This window comes from Acinetobacter sp., assembly GCF_045628685.1.
Classification (GTDB): Bacteria; Pseudomonadota; Gammaproteobacteria; order Pseudomonadales; family Moraxellaceae; genus Acinetobacter.
In genome coordinates this window covers 84,988-100,204 of the sequence record NZ_JAZQPV010000057.1, presented here as the reverse complement: position 1 = coordinate 100,204, position 15,217 = coordinate 84,988, and the positions used below count along the sequence as shown (strand labels likewise).

Here is a 15,217-nt window from a genome sequence, read left to right as displayed (position 1 = left end):
AAAGGAGCGCATAAGATGAAGACACAAATATGTAGGAACAATGTATGTCTGAACCGGTTAAGCTCTTCCAACAAACAAGAAAACACTTAAAAACAGGAAACTTTACGTTTCTCTCTACACAAGTTGCTGCCTGGCAGAAACTTACAAAACTTATTCAACCGTTATTGCCCCAACCAGAGCAATGGCAAGTTGTATGTTATGAAAATGGCATTTTGACGATTACCGGTGCAAATCAAGCCATGATTAGTCAACTGGCATATCTTCAAAAGCAATATATTGTTCAATTGGCACAATTGTCTGAATTTAAAGATTTGCATAAACTGCAAGTTCGTTTAAGAATCCAGACACATACACCTCACAAGCCTGAAGCCCTGACCAGGTCCCTTAGTCCAGATACCCAAGATTTAATTCGTGGTGCTGCTGACTTTGTGAATGACCCTAAGCTTAGCCAAGCAATGCTACGTTTGGCAAGCAATAAAAAGTAACTGACATTTTGATGTCTTTGAAATTAGTCATAATTTGTGTGACCTGTTTAACAGTCACCTTTGTTATATTATAACGCATGCATTAAAAGACAATGACTTATGTCACACTCACATAAGAAATTGGACATTGCGTTTCGTCATCAAATGTTACAATTTCGTAACTAGTGGGATCGCTTTTAACATTACGTAATAATTGATTATTTAGGGCATGGCCCGATTTATAGCCATCAAATTTTGCAACAATTTGATGCCCGAGCAAATATAGATCTCCTACTGCATCTAAAATCTTGTGTCGTACAAATTCATCTGAGAAGCGGAGTCCTTCCTCATTGACTACACCAGTTTCATCGACGCCAATCGCATTTTCCAGACTCGCACCTAAGGCCAAATTATTGGCTTTCAGATAGTCTAAATCTTTCATAAAACCAAAGGTACGGGCTTCACTGACTTCATAAACGAAAGTTTCAGTAGAAAAATCAATGGTCGCCGACTGATATTCTTTTTTAAATGCAGGATGATCAAAATCAATAGTGAAGTTCAGTTGAAAACCTTCATGTGGATGAAACACTGCACGTTTATCCTCTATCAATGCGTGTACAGGTTTTAAAATTTTGATGAATTTTTTTGGTGCATTTTGTTCTTGTAAGCCACCTTGCATCAGCAAATAAATAAACGGGCCTGCACTACCGTCCATAATTGGCACTTCAGATGCAGAGACCTCGATAATCAGGTTATCAATACCTAATCCGGCAATCGCACTCATGACATGTTCAATGGTGCCGACTTTAGCATTTTCCTGAACCAAATTCGAGCACATAAATGCTTCTTGAATTAGCATGGCATTGGCTTGAATCTCAACCGGTGGATCTAAATCAATACGTCGAAACACAATCCCCCCATCCACATGGTGCGGCACAAAGTTAATCAATACTTTTTGCCCACTATGAAGACCGATACCGCTCGCTTTCACGATACGTTTTAGGGTTCGTTGTTTCAACATTTTTTCTATCATCTACTCATAAAACCGCTATACGTTAGCATATTTAGCCATTGATAAAAAACAAAAAGGCCGTATTACTACGACCTTTTGTAAATCTGAAAACTACAACTTAAACCATTATTTTATTTACGTTGTTGATTTTTCAAGTAATCTTGAATACTCATAGGTGTTGGACGAGCTGCACCTACTGCAGGAGCAGGCGTTGTACCGGCATCATTGTTTTGACGCTGAATTGCAGGTACATCATCATCTTCCACGACAGCATGAGCAGCATGGTTTGCCGGACGAGTTGCAGACTGAGATGACGGACGTTTAACTGTATCAGCTGAATCAGCTGAATTACGGGTTAACCCAGTTGCAATCACAGTCACACTCAGCTCATCGCGTGCATCTGGATCAAATACCGTTCCATAGAACACTTGACCTTCATCCAAATCGACAATTTGATTGACCACATCGGTAATTTCTTCAATCTCACCGAAAGTCACATCATCACCACCAGTCACGTTAATCAAAATACCTTTGGCATTCATAATGGTCACGTTATCTAGCAATGGACTACGAATTGCCTGTTCAGCAGCTTGACGCGCACGTGTTTCACCACGACCTGAACCCACACCCATCATGGCATAACCACGTGTGCTCATTGCAGTTTTCAAATCAGCAAAGTCAAGATTAATATGACCTGGACGAACCACAAGATCAAAGATACTACGTACTGCATTGAGCAATACATCATCTGCTTTTTTGTACGCGTCTTTCATAGAAATATCGCGGAATACTTTAAGCAGACGCTGGTTAGGAATAATGATTAACGAATCCACATGTGCTTCTAAAGCTTCAATCCCTTTTTCAGCAGATTGCTGGCGACGTTTCCCTTCAAAGTTAAATGGAGTTGTCACCACACCGACGGTCAAAATACCCATTTCTTTGGCAATTTCCGCAACCACAGGCGCAGCACCGGTACCTGTACCCCCCCCCATACCTGCAGTTACAAACACCATGTCTGTACCTTCAAGGTGTTGGCGAATGATTTCACGGCTTTCTTCTGCAGCAGTTTGACCCACTTGAGGATTTGCACCTGCACCCAAACCACGTGTGCTTTGCTCGCCTAACTGGATTTTGAATTGAGCATTCATGCGGTCCAAAGCTTGCTTGTCCGTGTTGGCACAAACAAATTTCACACCCTGAATGTCTGATTCGAGCATATGTTGTACAGCGTTACCACCCGCACCACCTACACCAAATACAGTGAAACGGGCTTGACCGTTACTATCGTTTTGATCATCTTCTAAAAATTCAAATGAGGCCATGACCTTTGGATTTCCTAATTCGTAATTGGCAGTCACTTAAGCCCGTATACTGCCTTGATCTTAATAAAAAATTTTGTTTTAGGATGCTGCCCAACTCCACGCTTGTCAAGTCCAAGCCGTTAGACGTACAACTTCCTAACAATATTCCCAATAAATTCAACTTAAAATATCGATTTTAACTGATTATTTAATGCCGACCATGCTCGACCTACTCGCTTAAAAACAGACAGTTTTTCAGGATCTGTAGATTCTAAAATGGTATCTTGCGTGTCACTTTGACTAAACATCAATAATCCTGCTGCTGTTGCATATTGCGAACGACGCAATGCTGCCTGATTTTGCTCTTCAGCATATACCTGTACCGGCGGATTTCCTAAATGTGCCGAAACCCCTAACATGTGACGTGCCAGATTTACCATTCCTTCGATGTGGCTTGCATCACCTGTCAGAACCACCCCATGATATAAACCATGAATTGCACCATTACGTTGTAGCTCTTGATGAACTTGAGTCAAAATTTCTTCATAACGCGCAATAATAATTTCTGCCAATTCAATGCGACTGATGGTTTGTGGACCATCAATGCCCTGAAATTGAATCATATGATCGGGTTTCACCACTTTCAGGTCAACACAACCATACAATAATTTGATTCGTTCCGCTTCTTCCGTGGTGGTTTGCAAGACTGCCGCAATGTCACGCGTAACATGCTCGCCACCACGTTGCAAAGTGTGTGTCAATGCAAGGCGGCCATCGAGATATACCGCAATATTAGTAGTACCCGCACCGATATCCACCAGGCAAGCACCATACTCTTTTTCATCTTTGAGCAGACTTGCTTCAGCGGTTGCCAAACAGGACACCACCATCTTCTCGACCCCAATATTGGCACCTTTCAGCGCACGATCCAGATTCTGCATCGTGCTAATCGGCAGCATCATCAACTGATAATGACCCATCATACTATGGGCAGACATACGAATCGGATTTTGTACCCATTCTGCCGAATCATCTAATTCAAAACCTAAAGGTACTGCACTCACCAAATAGTGATCAGAGGTCAAATGACTGGCTTTAGCCAATTCTAGCGCACGTACAACTTCACTGGTTGTAATTGTATGGTCGCTATTTTCAATGGGGGTACGACCTGATGCATAAAAACTTTTTAATTCTGCACTTGGAATGGAAATCCAAGCGGAATGCACCCGGCATTCAGCCATATCTTCTGCTTCTTGTACGGCATTTTTGATTGCAGTAATGACTTTATCGAGACTTACAATTTTCCCTTTACTCATGCCTCGGTTACGAGCTGTTGCCATCCCAATCACTTGGATATTGTCTGGCGCATGTACCTTACCAATCAAAACTGAAACTTTGTGTGTCCCAATGTCAATCGCAACAACCGAGGGAACAGCTTCATTCATTGTCTACTACTACCATTACGTGTTTGGTTAATTTATGGCCATAAGCCTCTATTTTATATAAAGCCGCTTAATTATGGCTTTACCGCTCTTGCATCTGCAATGCTTGTGTCATCAATCGTTACAACAAAATGACCATTTATAATACTTGGAGGGGTTGAATTCTTCCATTGCATCGCCAATCCATTTCGATAACGCAAGTCAATTGACGAGATTTTAGACCAGACTGGTTTTAAATCACGTTGTGCCAGATGACTTAAGCGTTGAAGTTTACTCATGGTCTGATCTTGATCCACAATAACGCGTAAACCCGAATCAAACTGCATAAACCAGGTCATACGTTCTGTTAAATATAATTCTTTTAAACGAACATTGACCGGTAAAAATAACTGATTAATTTCATTGTAACGACGCATCATCATTTTGGATTGCGAAGTTGGACCGTGCAGCAATGGCAATTTCTGATGATTTTGCGGAATCACTTCTGCAAAAATATCACCACTATCACTCAAAAGTCGCCCAGTTCCCCAACGTGCAATGGGATGACGCGGCATCACTCTTACCCGAATTGAATTGGGCCATGCACGTGAAACTACCACGCGATCTACCCAAGACAACTCTAGCGCCTGATCTCGAATTTGCTCCAAATCCGAAGTAAAATAATTTGCTTTTACCGCTGGGGTAACATGCTGCATGACCTGACTATTTTCAGCATCTGAACGCGTACCCACCACATTGAGTTCTGCCACATGCGCATCGGTCATGACCTTATATAAACCATAGACCCCTACAGCCAATACCATGAGTGCAACCAGCAATAACATCCATCCACCTGCATTTGCAAGCTTTTCCTTACGGGTCGGTGGCTTGTCATGTATGGAGGTAATTGCTGCTCGTTTACGGCGCATTGAAGCAGGAAGTTGAGCCATGGTTTAGTGAGCCGTACCTGTCAACGTTTGTTCCAAAATAGCAACACAAAGCTCATCAAAGCTACACCCTACCGCTTTCGCAGCTTTAGGCACCAATGAATGACTGGTCATCCCTGGAACAGTGTTTACTTCTAACAACCAGAAGTTGCCATGTTCATCCTGCATCGCATCAATACGACCCCAGCCACTTGCTCCTACAGCCTGAAAAGCACGCAAAGACAAGGCCTGTAAACGTTTTTCATCCTCTTGGCTTAGACCGCAAGGAATGCCGTACTGTACATCGTTACGGTTATATTTGGCTTCATAATCGTAGAAAGCCACATCTTTTGGCGGCTCAAGACGAATTACAGGCAGCGCCTGACCGTTGAGAATCACAATCGTGAATTCACGACCGCTAATCCATTTTTCAGCCATCACCACTGCATCATGTTCAGTGGCTTTTTCAATCGCAATGGCAAAGTCTTCGATCTGTTCAACTTTGCTCATACCGATGCTTGAACCTTCATGTACCGGCTTAATAATGAAAGGCAAGCCAATACTGTCGACTACAGCATTCAGATCAGAATCTTTGGTCACAATACGGTAGGGTGCCGTCGGCAGTTCAGAACCTTGCCAAATCTGCTTGGTTTTAACTTTATCCATACCAATGGCTGAGCCTTGCACACCGGTACCGGTATAAGGCAGATTCAACCATTCTAATACACCTTGAATTTGACCGTCTTCTCCGCCACGACCATGTAAAACAATAAATGCACGATCATAGTTGACCAGTTCAGTCACGCTACGCTGTTGCGGGTCAAAAGCTTCTGCATTTACACCCGAGCGTAGTAATGCTTCAAGCACAGCTTTACCACTATCTAGAGAAACCTCGCGCTCAGCTGATTTACCACCAAGCAACACGGCAACTTTGCCGAATTCTGAAGCATTTGCCACGTTTATATCCTTAAACTTTATAACTGAACGATCAAATTCAAAATCACATAACATGATTATTTTAAATACAATTTATTTTGTGCAAGCTCAATCGAGATCGCACCTACATTACCTGCGCCTTGCGTTAATAACAAGTCATTCGCTTTTAACACTTTTTGCACTGCATTTTTTAAATTGCCTTCCACAGGATCAATCAAAATCGGTTCAACATCGCCACGTAAACGAATGCTGCGCGCCAAGCTGCGGCTGTCGGCACCCACAATCGGTTTTTCACCGGCAGGATACACTTCAAGCAACAGTAATTGATCGACTTGTGACAATACATCTACGAAGTCATCGAAACAGTCACGAGTACGGCTAAAACGGTGTGGCTGGAACATCATCACTAAACGACGGTCTGGATGGCTTTGACGTGCAGCTTTAATGGTCGCTTCCACTTCTTTAGGATGGTGACCATAGTCATCAACCAGTTTTACGTTACCGCCTTCAAGCTCAAATTCACCTTGAACCTGGAAGCGACGACCTACCCCACTAAAGCCTTCCAAGGCACGGCAAATTGCCGCATCAGACACGCCTTCATCCGTTGCCACGCCAATGGCAGCCAAGGCATTGAGTACGTTGTGCAGACCCGGCTGGTTCACCGTCACACGTAATGGCTCACGATCTTTACGTAACACGGTAAAGTGCGTGCGCATGCCGTCTTGATCCACATCGACCGCACGAATGTCGTTATCTTCGTTAAAACCATAGGTTAAAAGCGGACGGCCAATACGCGGCATAATTTCGCGGACATTGGCATCATCACCACAAACCACGGCTAAACCATAGAATGGAAGCTTCTGTAAGAACTGTACGAAGGTATCTTTTAATACGTCAAAGCTACCGCCATAGGTGTCCATATGGTCGGCATCGATATTGGTCACAATTGCAGCCATCGGATGTAAATGCAGGAAGGTCGCATCAGACTCATCCGCTTCAGCCACGATATAACGGCTCGCACCCAGTGCAGCATTCACGCCGGTACGATTCAGCAAACCACCAATCACATAGGTCGGATCCAGATTTTCTTCCGCCAGCATACACGTGATCAGACTTGTGGTGGTGGTTTTACCATGGGTTCCTGCCACTGCAATACCATGACGGTAACGCATCAATTCACCCAGCATTTCAGCACGACGAACTACAGGAATACGGGTTTCAATCGCTGCCTTGATTTCCGGATTTTCCGGGTCAATCGCTGTAGATACCACCAATACATTGGCATTTTTAATATTGTCAGCAGTATGACCGATATAAACTTTAATACCGTTTTCTTCAAGTTGAGCAGTGGTTTTAGAGGCTTTAATGTCTGAACCAGAAACTTTATAGCCTTGATTTTTTAGCACTTCCGCGATGCCACACATACCGGCACCACCAATTCCTACAAAATGAATGTGTTTGATACGACGCATTTCAGGTACTTTAATTAACTTTTTCGCTTGCTCAGCAGGAGTAGATGGAGACATATATCACTCTAATTTACAATTCTTGAATTAAACGAACCACATGCTGGGTTGCATCAGGTTGTGCTTTTTGACGTGCTTTAACTGCCATTTCGGACAGCAGTTTGCGATTCATCAGTGGTGTTAGCAATTCTTTTAAACGATCCGCAGTCATGCTGGCTTGTGGACAAATTTTCGCGGCATTGATACCGGCAAGGAATTTCGCATTTGCGGTTTGATGGTCATCTACTGCACTTGGCAGTGGAACAAAAACCGCAGCCACACCCGCAGTTGCAATTTCGGTGACCGTTAATGCGCCCGCACGGCAAATAATTAGATCGGCATTTGAATAGGCTTTGGCCATATCTTCAATAAACGGTCGCACTTCAACCTGCAATGTGGCAGGTGTATCACTATAACGTGCCTGCGTTGCATCCTGATGATTTTGACCACATTGATGAAATACCTGCATCGGCACATCAAGTTGTTTCAATGCTTCCGGCACACGTTCATTCAATGCTTGCGCACCCAAGGAACCACCGACAATTAAAATTTGTAAAGGCTTCGCCGCTTTCTCACGTTCTTGATAACGCCAAGACGGATTTAAAATTTCTGTAATTTCTTTGCGTACAGGATTGCCCGTAGTCACAATTTTTGCATTTTCAGCAAAAGTGCCAGGAAAAGCCTGACACACGGTTTTGGCAATACGGGACAATTGGGTATTGGTAAAACCTGCAATCGCATTTTGCTCATGGATAATGACAGGGATCCCCAAGGCGCGTGCAGCCAGACCACCCGGTCCTGCGACATAACCGCCAAAGCCCACCACAGCATCAATCTTGAGCTGTTTCATATAGCGCATGGCACTTAAGGTGGCTTTTAAAATTTTCAAAGGTGCCAATAATTTACGCACCACACCGTTGCCACGGACGCCCTGGATATCAATTTGATAAATTGGAATATTGTGATTTTTTAACAGGCGATTTTCCATGCCTGTTGGCGTTGCAAGCCAAGACACCTGTACTCCTTGCTGCTGTAATTCTTTAGCAACAGCGAGCGCTGGAAAAACATGCCCGCCAGTACCTGCGGCCATCATCATGACATGTTTGGGCTTTGTTTGCGTTGCTTCAGTCACAGTCTAATTCTTCAATTCTAAAATATGGATAACGAGATACGATTTTAAGCGATCAATTGTAATCACAAACGCATAACCGTGAAAGGTTATTTACTTTTTTTCACGAAGCGCTTCATTGTTTTTTTCTACGGATTTAAAAGTTTAAACTAGTTTTATTATTAATCGAGGAAAAATATACAATTTAATGCATTTTTTATCCGGTTTTGTGATCTTGTTTTTGATCAGCTGATCAATTTAATACGCTTTCGCCCCAAAAGCTTCGTTAAAAAAGAGCCCGAATTGGACTCTTTTTTATCTCATAATGATTCAATCAACTTAATGAAAAGTATCCTGTCACTTTTACCATTATTTGCTTTTCACTACAGCAGGCTCGGTCGCATATCGTTTACCCACTTTTTTCCATGGATTATTACGTTGATATTTTGCTTCTAGAAAATCCAGACCTTTCCAGTACAACGGAACCAGTCTTTTATTCAGTAGAGGTAAAGACAAAGGATTTAAACCCACCCACGGTAAAAAAGGATTTCGGCGAGCATAAGCCCACAATTCAATACGTGTCGATGCATGCGTTGATTGACCACGTGCATGAAATCCATAGGTATCGGCCACAACCAAGGTGTTGGCCTTAACTGCAAATGCCTTGGGCTGCGCATAGCCCATCGCTGACAGCTCTTCAGGTTTCACTCGGAAAGAACCACGGCGGGTCATGGTATCGGTCTTTTCACTGATAGATAAAGCTTTTTGATGTTCCCAATTTAAACGCGATTGTGTAAGCTGATGTGAACCCGGCACATAAACAAAAGGCCCTTCATCCTCAAGGACATCGGTCAAAAACAGCCAGGCTTTTACCGTTGGATGAAAGGTATCACTATGTAAATTGGTTTGTGGATCGGGACGAGCTTTACGTACATGCGATAAAATCACCTGCACATAATACATGGGCTGAACTTTAAAGCTTCCCACATAATTAATCAGACTTTTCCACTGAGGACTTTGGAGCAATGTTTTAGTTGCTGGAAGTTGATTCAGCACTTGATGATCTAGAGACATTCGACGTGTCACGGTATCGCCTTGCAAAGTTTCCCGGGTCTCGAATTTTGTCTCCAACAATTCTTGTTTTAACTGGTTAAATTCAGCATCTGACAGAAAATTTCCTTTTAAAATAAAACCATTTTGCTGAAATTGTTCAACATCTTCTACTGCAATAAATCGAGCAAGATATTGCCTACGCTGTTCTGCCAATTGAGCTGCTTTTTGCACCCGAAACCGGTGTAATCCCAACTGATTAAATACAGGATTTCCAATAATTGAGTGTGATTCAAAAGATTTTGCTTCGCCAAAAAGTGTAAAAACATCCACCATCAACTTATTTGGTTTTTCCCGGATAAGCATTTTAATTTGATTGAGCGCAACTTGCGTGCGCTCATCTTGAAAAAAAATTTTGATCTTTTTTAAATTTATTTTCATAGATCAAATCCGACTTATGGTCGACCGGCTTCTAAAACATCAAATAAATTATCTGCAATTGATGTTCCAAATTGATCATCAATTTCACGGATACAGGTTGGACTGGTGACGTTGATTTCTGTCACGTAATTGCCAATCACATCCAGACCGACAAAGACTAGACCTCTTTCTCTAAGATAAGGACCGACTTTTGCAGCAATCGCCTTGTCATTTTCAGAAAGTGGACGTGCTTGACCCAAACCACCTGCGGCCAAGTTGCCACGAACTTCGCCATTTTGCGGAATACGCGCCAAACAGTAAGGTACAGGTTCGCCATTAATCATCAAGATACGTTTATCACCCTCAACAATTTCCGGGATATAACGCTGCGCCATAATGGGTTGGGTCGCATTATTGGTCAGCATTTCAATGGTAGACCCAATATTTATGCCATCTTGATATAAACGGAAAATGCCTGTACCGCCCATACCATCTAGTGGTTTTACAATGACATCGACGTGTTCTTTCAGAAATTCACGGATCAGCGCTTCATTTGAGCTTACCAAAGTCGGTACCTGAAGTTCTGGAAACTGGGTGGCAAATAATTTTTCATTACAGTCGCGCAGGCTTTGCGGTTTGTTGATAATCCACGCACCTTCACGCTCTGCCTGTTCCAGAATATAAGTGGTATAGACAAAATTCATGTCGAACGGTGGGTCTTTACGCATCAACACCACGTCATAATCTGCAATCGATTCTTTTCTCTTTTCACCCAATTCAAAGTAATGGTTATAGTCTTCAAATACTTTTAAGGGTGAAATTAAACCAAAGGCTTTGCCTTGTTCGATATATAAATCTTGCTGTAACGCATAACCCAACTCATGTCCACGACGGCTGGCTGCCCACAGCATCGCCATAGAGGAATCTTTTTTCAGGTTTACATTTTCAATGGGATCCATCACAACAAGTACGCGCATATCGATCTGCTCATATATTTTTAAATTGAGAAAAGTATAACGGAGTTTAATCTTTCTTTTTTCTCAATTTTGGTAAAGCTTTTATATGATTGTACAAAGAGGTTTCAGGAGCAGTTGATGCAACAGGCAATTATTGGTTTTCATTTGGATGAGGAAAATGACTGGGTTGCAGATTTAGCCTGTGGTCATGCGCAGCATGTTCGGCATAATCCGCCATGGCAAAACCGCCCTTGGGTGATAAGTGAAGAAGAACGCAAAGAAAAATTAGGTGTGATGCTGGAATGCAAGAAGTGTGAGGAAGAAAAATAAAGCCGCTCCTACATATTGATTCTAATTGATTAATTAGCATTTAAACCATGAACACGTGACCCTAACTTTTCTTTATATAGATTCTCGACTTGTATAACCTCTTTATTCGAAAGATTTTTAGGTAAAGTTTTTAAAATTGTAAATGTAAAATTTTTCTGATAATCATTTTGCTTGCATAATTCTACCAAGGTGACATTATCGCCATGCCCATTTTTAGCATATTGCGACCAACGTCCCCAAATTCCATCGACCCCATAAGCAGACCCAATATATTGTTTTTCTTCGGAAGTATTTTTATCGACAATTAGATAAATACCACTTACTGCGGATAAAGCATGTTTCAAATCTTTATTGGCCTCAGGATTACTCACCAATAATGTCAGTTCAGAATGTGTCAACAATAGCTGATCATATCCTGGGAATGATCCTAAATAGCCTTGAGGATAAATTTCTAAAATCTGTTTATCAGTAGTTGCATAATGCTGATGCCAAGCCTGTGTTCCCTTTCCCCAATCTATTACGACCCTATAGCTCAGTTCTTCAAAGCCAGTTACTTCTTCAAATTGATATTCATAAAGATTATCTGATTTTTTTTCAACACCTAAAACTTTAAATACATTCCAAAAAAGTGCTTTTGTACCGTCTTGACCAATAAAAGAAATAATATATTCACAATCATTAAAGATCGGCTTATCTTGAATTTTTTGATAGTTTTCTAATTTATTTTTATTACCTAATAAATCTTTAATAATATCTAAATATTCCTTATCTCCTCCTTTATGTCTCACAAATTTTATTTTTGATGACTTTATTAAAGGATTATTAGAAATCAATCCCATGATATTTTTAAAAGTAAGTAATGACATATTTTATTATTCAAAAAAATAAAGCCCTATCATGAATAGAGCCTTATTAAAAATCAATAGCTTGTATTAATTATTAGATACCATATTTTACACGGTACGCTTCCATTTTCGCTAAAGCTTCTTTCTCGCCTTTCGCATCTAGGAAATCCATCAAATCTTTCATGGTAATGAGTGCATGCACGGGAATTTCGAGTTCTTTTTGCACTTCCTGAATTGCAGATAAGCTACCTTGACCTTTTTCTTGGCGGTCTAAAGCAACCAATACACCGGCAATTTGCGCACCTGCATTTTTAAGCACAGTCACTACTTCACGAATGGCTGTACCCGCAGTAATCACATCATCAATAATCCAGACTTTTTTACCTTCAACTGAAGCACCAACCAATACGCCGCCTTCACCGTGATCTTTGGCTTCTTTACGGTTAAAGCCCCAAGGTACGCTCACACCATGATTTTGTGACAACGCCACAGCAGTCGCGGCTACAAAAGGAATGCCTTTATACGCAGGTCCAAAAATCACTTCAACATTATCGCAAGTTGTTAATTTATCGGCATAGCCTGAAGCCAATAATGTTAACGCTTCACCATCATTGAGCAAACCGGCATTAAAAAAATAAGGACTCACACGACCCGATTTTAAAGTAAACTCACCAAATTTAAGCACACCACGTGATAATGCAAGTTCGATAAAAGCTTGAGGGTTAAATTGAGCTGGCGAGGTCATGAGGTGCTCCAAAATTCATAAATAGAGGTAAGACTTGCGCATGATACCAAAGAGTAGCTATCCAAGTGATCAAAAAATTCTAAGAGTCGTTTCCATTAACGTAAATGGCTTACGTTCGTCCGTGACCAAAGGCTTGCTTGAATGGATGGAACAGTCAGATGCTGATGTGATTTGTATGCAGGAAAGCCGGATCACGCATGCGCAGTGGACTGAAAAATTTAGACCGGAAGGTTGGTACACACACCTGTTCCCTGCTGAACGTGCAGGCTATGCCGGTACAGCCATTTATAGCCGCCTACCTTTTGTTTCCGTAAAAGATGGTTTGGGTTTTGAATTGGCCGATTCTCAAGGACGCTTTATATCTGCTGAATTTGACTTAGGTCTGGAAAAACCTGTTCATATTTGCTCGCTTTATTTACCTTCAGGTTCATCGGGTGAAGAAGCACAAGCCCGTAAAGACCACTTTTTAAATCAATACAAGGAAATTTTAAAACAGTGGCGCGATGAAGATAAATCGATCATCGTTTGCGGTGACTACAACATCGTCCATAAACGCATTGATATTAAAAACTGGACGAGCAATCAAAAATCTTCTGGCTGCCTACCACATGAACGTGCCTGGCTAGATCATATCTATGATGACCTGGGTTATGTCGATACTTTCCGTGAAGTCCGTAAAGAAGCTGAACTTTACTCATGGTGGTCAAACCGTGGACAGGCCCGTGCCAAAAACGTCGGTTGGCGGATTGATTACCAAGCCTGTTCACCTGACTGGAAAGACCGCACAGTCAATGCTTGGATCTATAAAGAAACTTGGTTCAGCGACCATGCTCCTGTGATTATTGATTATAAAATCTAATCAATCAGCCTTATTTGAGTGAACATATGTTCACTCAATACCATCCAAAAACCTACAATACTTGACGCGTTTGTGTATTTTTATACATATGTTTTAAGTGCATTATGACGCCACGGCAAAGGGATACGTCAGGATGACACAAAAGGACAGGACGCCGTAGGATGAAACAGAATAAACCGCTTCGGTCGCTTATTTTGCAAGGATATGACAATGGACGTTGAAATGAGACCCGCATGATCAGGATGATTAAATGCGGGTTTTCTCTTTTCTAGATTCCTTAAATCCATATTTAATATTAAAATTATTCTTATCTAAGCCACTATTATATTGGCAAATCTACATGTCAATTTCATGACATCTCATTTATTTTTTAATACTTTTAATTCCCTCTAGAGCTTCTGAATAATTTTCGCTAGGCTATCTGGTAAATTGAATATGAAATGATTTTCTTATGCTTAAAATTTATGGTATCAAAAATTGCAGCTCAATGAAGAAAGCGTTCGACTTATTGAATGAGCTCGGTCTGACCTACGAATTTCATGATTACAAGAAACAAGGCATTGATGCTGAAACTGTAAAAAAATGGCTCGATGAAGTTGGACAAGATCTCATCCTAAATAAAAAGGGCACCACTTGGCGCAAACTAAGTGAAGAACAACAGCAAACTGCGCTTACCAATAAAACAAATTTAATCAAATCCTTAACAACGAATACCAGCTTGATTAAACGTCCGGTACTTGAAACTGAGCAAGGTTATGTCGTGGGTTATGATGAAGAGGCTTACCGTGCCTTAAAGTAAAACCAAAATATTAAATTCTCCCCATATAAAAAAGCCTAGCTGAATATCAGCCAGGCTTTTCTTAGATTTTATTTTGGCTTGGAATTATTCTGCACGAATCCAAGTCTGGTTACGACCTAAAGCAGCTACCCCAATAAAACCACGTAATTCTAATTTTTTACCGCCATCAACCATTTGACCTTTTAATCGGTAAGTTTTGCCTGAAGAAGGGTCTAAAATAGTACCGTCTGCATAGCTTGTGCCGCCTGCATTTTTAAGACCATGCACAATCTTGAGGCCTCTTAAAGATTTGTTATGATATGGGCCTTCACATTTTGAACACGCCTTTTCTTCCCCTGGTGTTAAAACCTGTTGAATACTTGCAGACAATGTGCCATTTTTTTGTTCAGTAAATTTTACTATCGCTTTCGGTTGTTTCGTTTTGTCATCAATTGTTTTCCAAACAGAACCATTTAGTGGATCAGCAGCATTAGCCAAAGCTGTTAATCCGAGCAATCCTAATGCAAGTGCAATTTTTTTCATTTTTTTTGTTTCCCTAGT

General features: G+C 41.3%; 16 protein-coding genes. 4 read left to right on the top strand and 12 right to left on the bottom strand.

What is annotated here, in order from left to right; all coding sequences use genetic code 11:
• The first annotated feature begins 44 nt into the window (after positions 1-44).
• Entirely contained in the window at positions 45-485 is a 441-nt protein-coding gene (locus ACKI4H_RS08270) for a DUF721 domain-containing protein (RefSeq protein ID WP_407305008.1), read from the top strand.
• A gap of 97 nt (positions 486-582) precedes the next feature.
• Here ACKI4H_RS08270 and lpxC read toward each other — a convergent pair whose 3' ends face one another.
• The 9 genes from lpxC to gshB form a co-directional block, all read right to left on the bottom strand.
• Positions 583-1,485 (bottom strand): UDP-3-O-acyl-N-acetylglucosamine deacetylase, encoded by a 903-nt coding sequence (lpxC, locus tag ACKI4H_RS08265; protein ID WP_407305006.1) that lies wholly within the window; start codon positions 1,483-1,485, stop codon positions 583-585.
• A gap of 122 nt (positions 1,486-1,607) precedes the next feature.
• Positions 1,608-2,798 carry a cell division protein FtsZ gene (ftsZ, locus tag ACKI4H_RS08260; RefSeq protein WP_407305005.1) on the bottom strand — a complete coding sequence of 397 codons (1,191 nt, stop codon included), beginning with the start codon at positions 2,796-2,798 and terminating at the stop codon, positions 1,608-1,610.
• A 161-nt stretch (positions 2,799-2,959) separates the two neighbouring features.
• A complete protein-coding gene (ftsA, locus tag ACKI4H_RS08255; protein WP_407305004.1) occupies positions 2,960-4,222 on the bottom strand; it encodes a cell division protein FtsA in 1,263 nt (420 codons plus the stop codon).
• Between the two features lie 71 nt (positions 4,223-4,293).
• Positions 4,294-5,148: a cell division protein FtsQ/DivIB gene (locus ACKI4H_RS08250; protein WP_407305003.1), complete on the bottom strand. Its 855-nt coding sequence runs from the start codon at positions 5,146-5,148 to the stop codon at positions 4,294-4,296.
• 3 nt (positions 5,149-5,151) lie between these two features.
• Positions 5,152-6,081 carry a D-alanine--D-alanine ligase gene (locus ACKI4H_RS08245; RefSeq protein ID WP_407305002.1) on the bottom strand — a complete coding sequence of 310 codons (930 nt, stop codon included), beginning with the start codon at positions 6,079-6,081 and terminating at the stop codon, positions 5,152-5,154.
• A 56-nt stretch (positions 6,082-6,137) separates the two neighbouring features.
• Positions 6,138-7,586, bottom strand: a complete 1,449-nt coding sequence (gene murC, locus ACKI4H_RS08240; protein WP_407305000.1) for a UDP-N-acetylmuramate--L-alanine ligase — start codon at positions 7,584-7,586, stop codon at positions 6,138-6,140.
• A 13-nt stretch (positions 7,587-7,599) separates the two neighbouring features.
• Positions 7,600-8,697 (bottom strand): undecaprenyldiphospho-muramoylpentapeptide beta-N-acetylglucosaminyltransferase, encoded by a 1,098-nt coding sequence (gene murG, locus ACKI4H_RS08235; RefSeq protein ID WP_407304999.1) that lies wholly within the window; start codon positions 8,695-8,697, stop codon positions 7,600-7,602.
• A 345-nt stretch (positions 8,698-9,042) separates the two neighbouring features.
• Positions 9,043-10,164 carry a phytanoyl-CoA dioxygenase family protein gene (locus ACKI4H_RS08230; protein WP_407304997.1) on the bottom strand — a complete coding sequence of 374 codons (1,122 nt, stop codon included), beginning with the start codon at positions 10,162-10,164 and terminating at the stop codon, positions 9,043-9,045.
• Positions 10,165-10,178: 14 nt separating this feature from the next.
• Positions 10,179-11,120 carry a glutathione synthase gene (gene gshB / locus ACKI4H_RS08225; protein WP_407304996.1) on the bottom strand — a complete coding sequence of 314 codons (942 nt, stop codon included), beginning with the start codon at positions 11,118-11,120 and terminating at the stop codon, positions 10,179-10,181.
• A 117-nt stretch (positions 11,121-11,237) separates the two neighbouring features.
• Between gshB and ACKI4H_RS08220 the strand changes: the two genes are divergently transcribed.
• A complete protein-coding gene (locus ACKI4H_RS08220; protein ID WP_407304994.1) occupies positions 11,238-11,429 on the top strand; it encodes a DUF3565 domain-containing protein in 192 nt (63 codons plus the stop codon).
• Positions 11,430-11,458: 29 nt separating this feature from the next.
• Here the strand turns inward: ACKI4H_RS08220 and ACKI4H_RS08215 are convergent, their stop codons facing one another.
• Together ACKI4H_RS08215 and pyrE are read right to left on the bottom strand one after the other, a co-directional pair.
• Positions 11,459-12,295, bottom strand: coding sequence for a GIY-YIG nuclease family protein (locus ACKI4H_RS08215; protein WP_407304992.1), 837 nt, complete (start codon positions 12,293-12,295; stop codon positions 11,459-11,461).
• Positions 12,296-12,368: 73 nt separating this feature from the next.
• Positions 12,369-13,019 (bottom strand): orotate phosphoribosyltransferase, encoded by a 651-nt coding sequence (pyrE, locus tag ACKI4H_RS08210; RefSeq protein ID WP_171536916.1) that lies wholly within the window; start codon positions 13,017-13,019, stop codon positions 12,369-12,371.
• A gap of 40 nt (positions 13,020-13,059) precedes the next feature.
• Between pyrE and ACKI4H_RS08205 the strand changes: the two genes are divergently transcribed.
• Both ACKI4H_RS08205 and ACKI4H_RS08200 read left to right on the top strand, forming a co-directional pair.
• Complete coding sequence (locus ACKI4H_RS08205; protein WP_407305062.1) at positions 13,060-13,878, top strand: exodeoxyribonuclease III; 819 nt, start codon at positions 13,060-13,062, stop codon at positions 13,876-13,878.
• A gap of 451 nt (positions 13,879-14,329) precedes the next feature.
• Positions 14,330-14,677, top strand: a complete 348-nt coding sequence (locus ACKI4H_RS08200) for a Spx/MgsR family RNA polymerase-binding regulatory protein (protein WP_407304990.1) — start codon at positions 14,330-14,332, stop codon at positions 14,675-14,677.
• 84 nt (positions 14,678-14,761) lie between these two features.
• Here ACKI4H_RS08200 and ACKI4H_RS08195 read toward each other — a convergent pair whose 3' ends face one another.
• A complete protein-coding gene (locus ACKI4H_RS08195) occupies positions 14,762-15,199 on the bottom strand; it encodes a DUF2147 domain-containing protein (RefSeq protein ID WP_407304988.1) in 438 nt (145 codons plus the stop codon).
• Positions 15,200-15,217: the final 18 nt, after the last annotated feature.

Coding starts and splice junctions, on each gene's coding strand:
- ACKI4H_RS08270 (WP_407305008.1), top strand. CDS start 45: ATGTCTGAACCGGTTAAGCTCTTCCAACAAACAAGAAAACACTTAAAA.
- lpxC (WP_407305006.1), bottom strand. CDS start 1,485: ATGTTGAAACAACGAACCCTAAAACGTATCGTGAAAGCGAGCGGTATC.
- ftsZ (WP_407305005.1), bottom strand. CDS start 2,798: ATGGCCTCATTTGAATTTTTAGAAGATGATCAAAACGATAGTAACGGT.
- ftsA (WP_407305004.1), bottom strand. CDS start 4,222: ATGAATGAAGCTGTTCCCTCGGTTGTTGCGATTGACATTGGGACACAC.
- ACKI4H_RS08250 (WP_407305003.1), bottom strand. CDS start 5,148: ATGGCTCAACTTCCTGCTTCAATGCGCCGTAAACGAGCAGCAATTACC.
- murC (WP_407305000.1), bottom strand. CDS start 7,586: ATGTCTCCATCTACTCCTGCTGAGCAAGCGAAAAAGTTAATTAAAGTA.
- ACKI4H_RS08230 (WP_407304997.1), bottom strand. CDS start 10,164: ATGAAAATAAATTTAAAAAAGATCAAAATTTTTTTTCAAGATGAGCGC.
- gshB (WP_407304996.1), bottom strand. CDS start 11,120: ATGCGCGTACTTGTTGTGATGGATCCCATTGAAAATGTAAACCTGAAA.
- ACKI4H_RS08220 (WP_407304994.1), top strand. CDS start 11,238: ATGCAACAGGCAATTATTGGTTTTCATTTGGATGAGGAAAATGACTGG.
- ACKI4H_RS08215 (WP_407304992.1), bottom strand. CDS start 12,295: ATGTCATTACTTACTTTTAAAAATATCATGGGATTGATTTCTAATAAT.
- pyrE (WP_171536916.1), bottom strand. CDS start 13,019: ATGACCTCGCCAGCTCAATTTAACCCTCAAGCTTTTATCGAACTTGCA.
- ACKI4H_RS08205 (WP_407305062.1), top strand. CDS start 13,060: ATGATACCAAAGAGTAGCTATCCAAGTGATCAAAAAATTCTAAGAGTC.
- ACKI4H_RS08200 (WP_407304990.1), top strand. CDS start 14,330: ATGCTTAAAATTTATGGTATCAAAAATTGCAGCTCAATGAAGAAAGCG.
- ACKI4H_RS08195 (WP_407304988.1), bottom strand. CDS start 15,199: ATGAAAAAAATTGCACTTGCATTAGGATTGCTCGGATTAACAGCTTTG.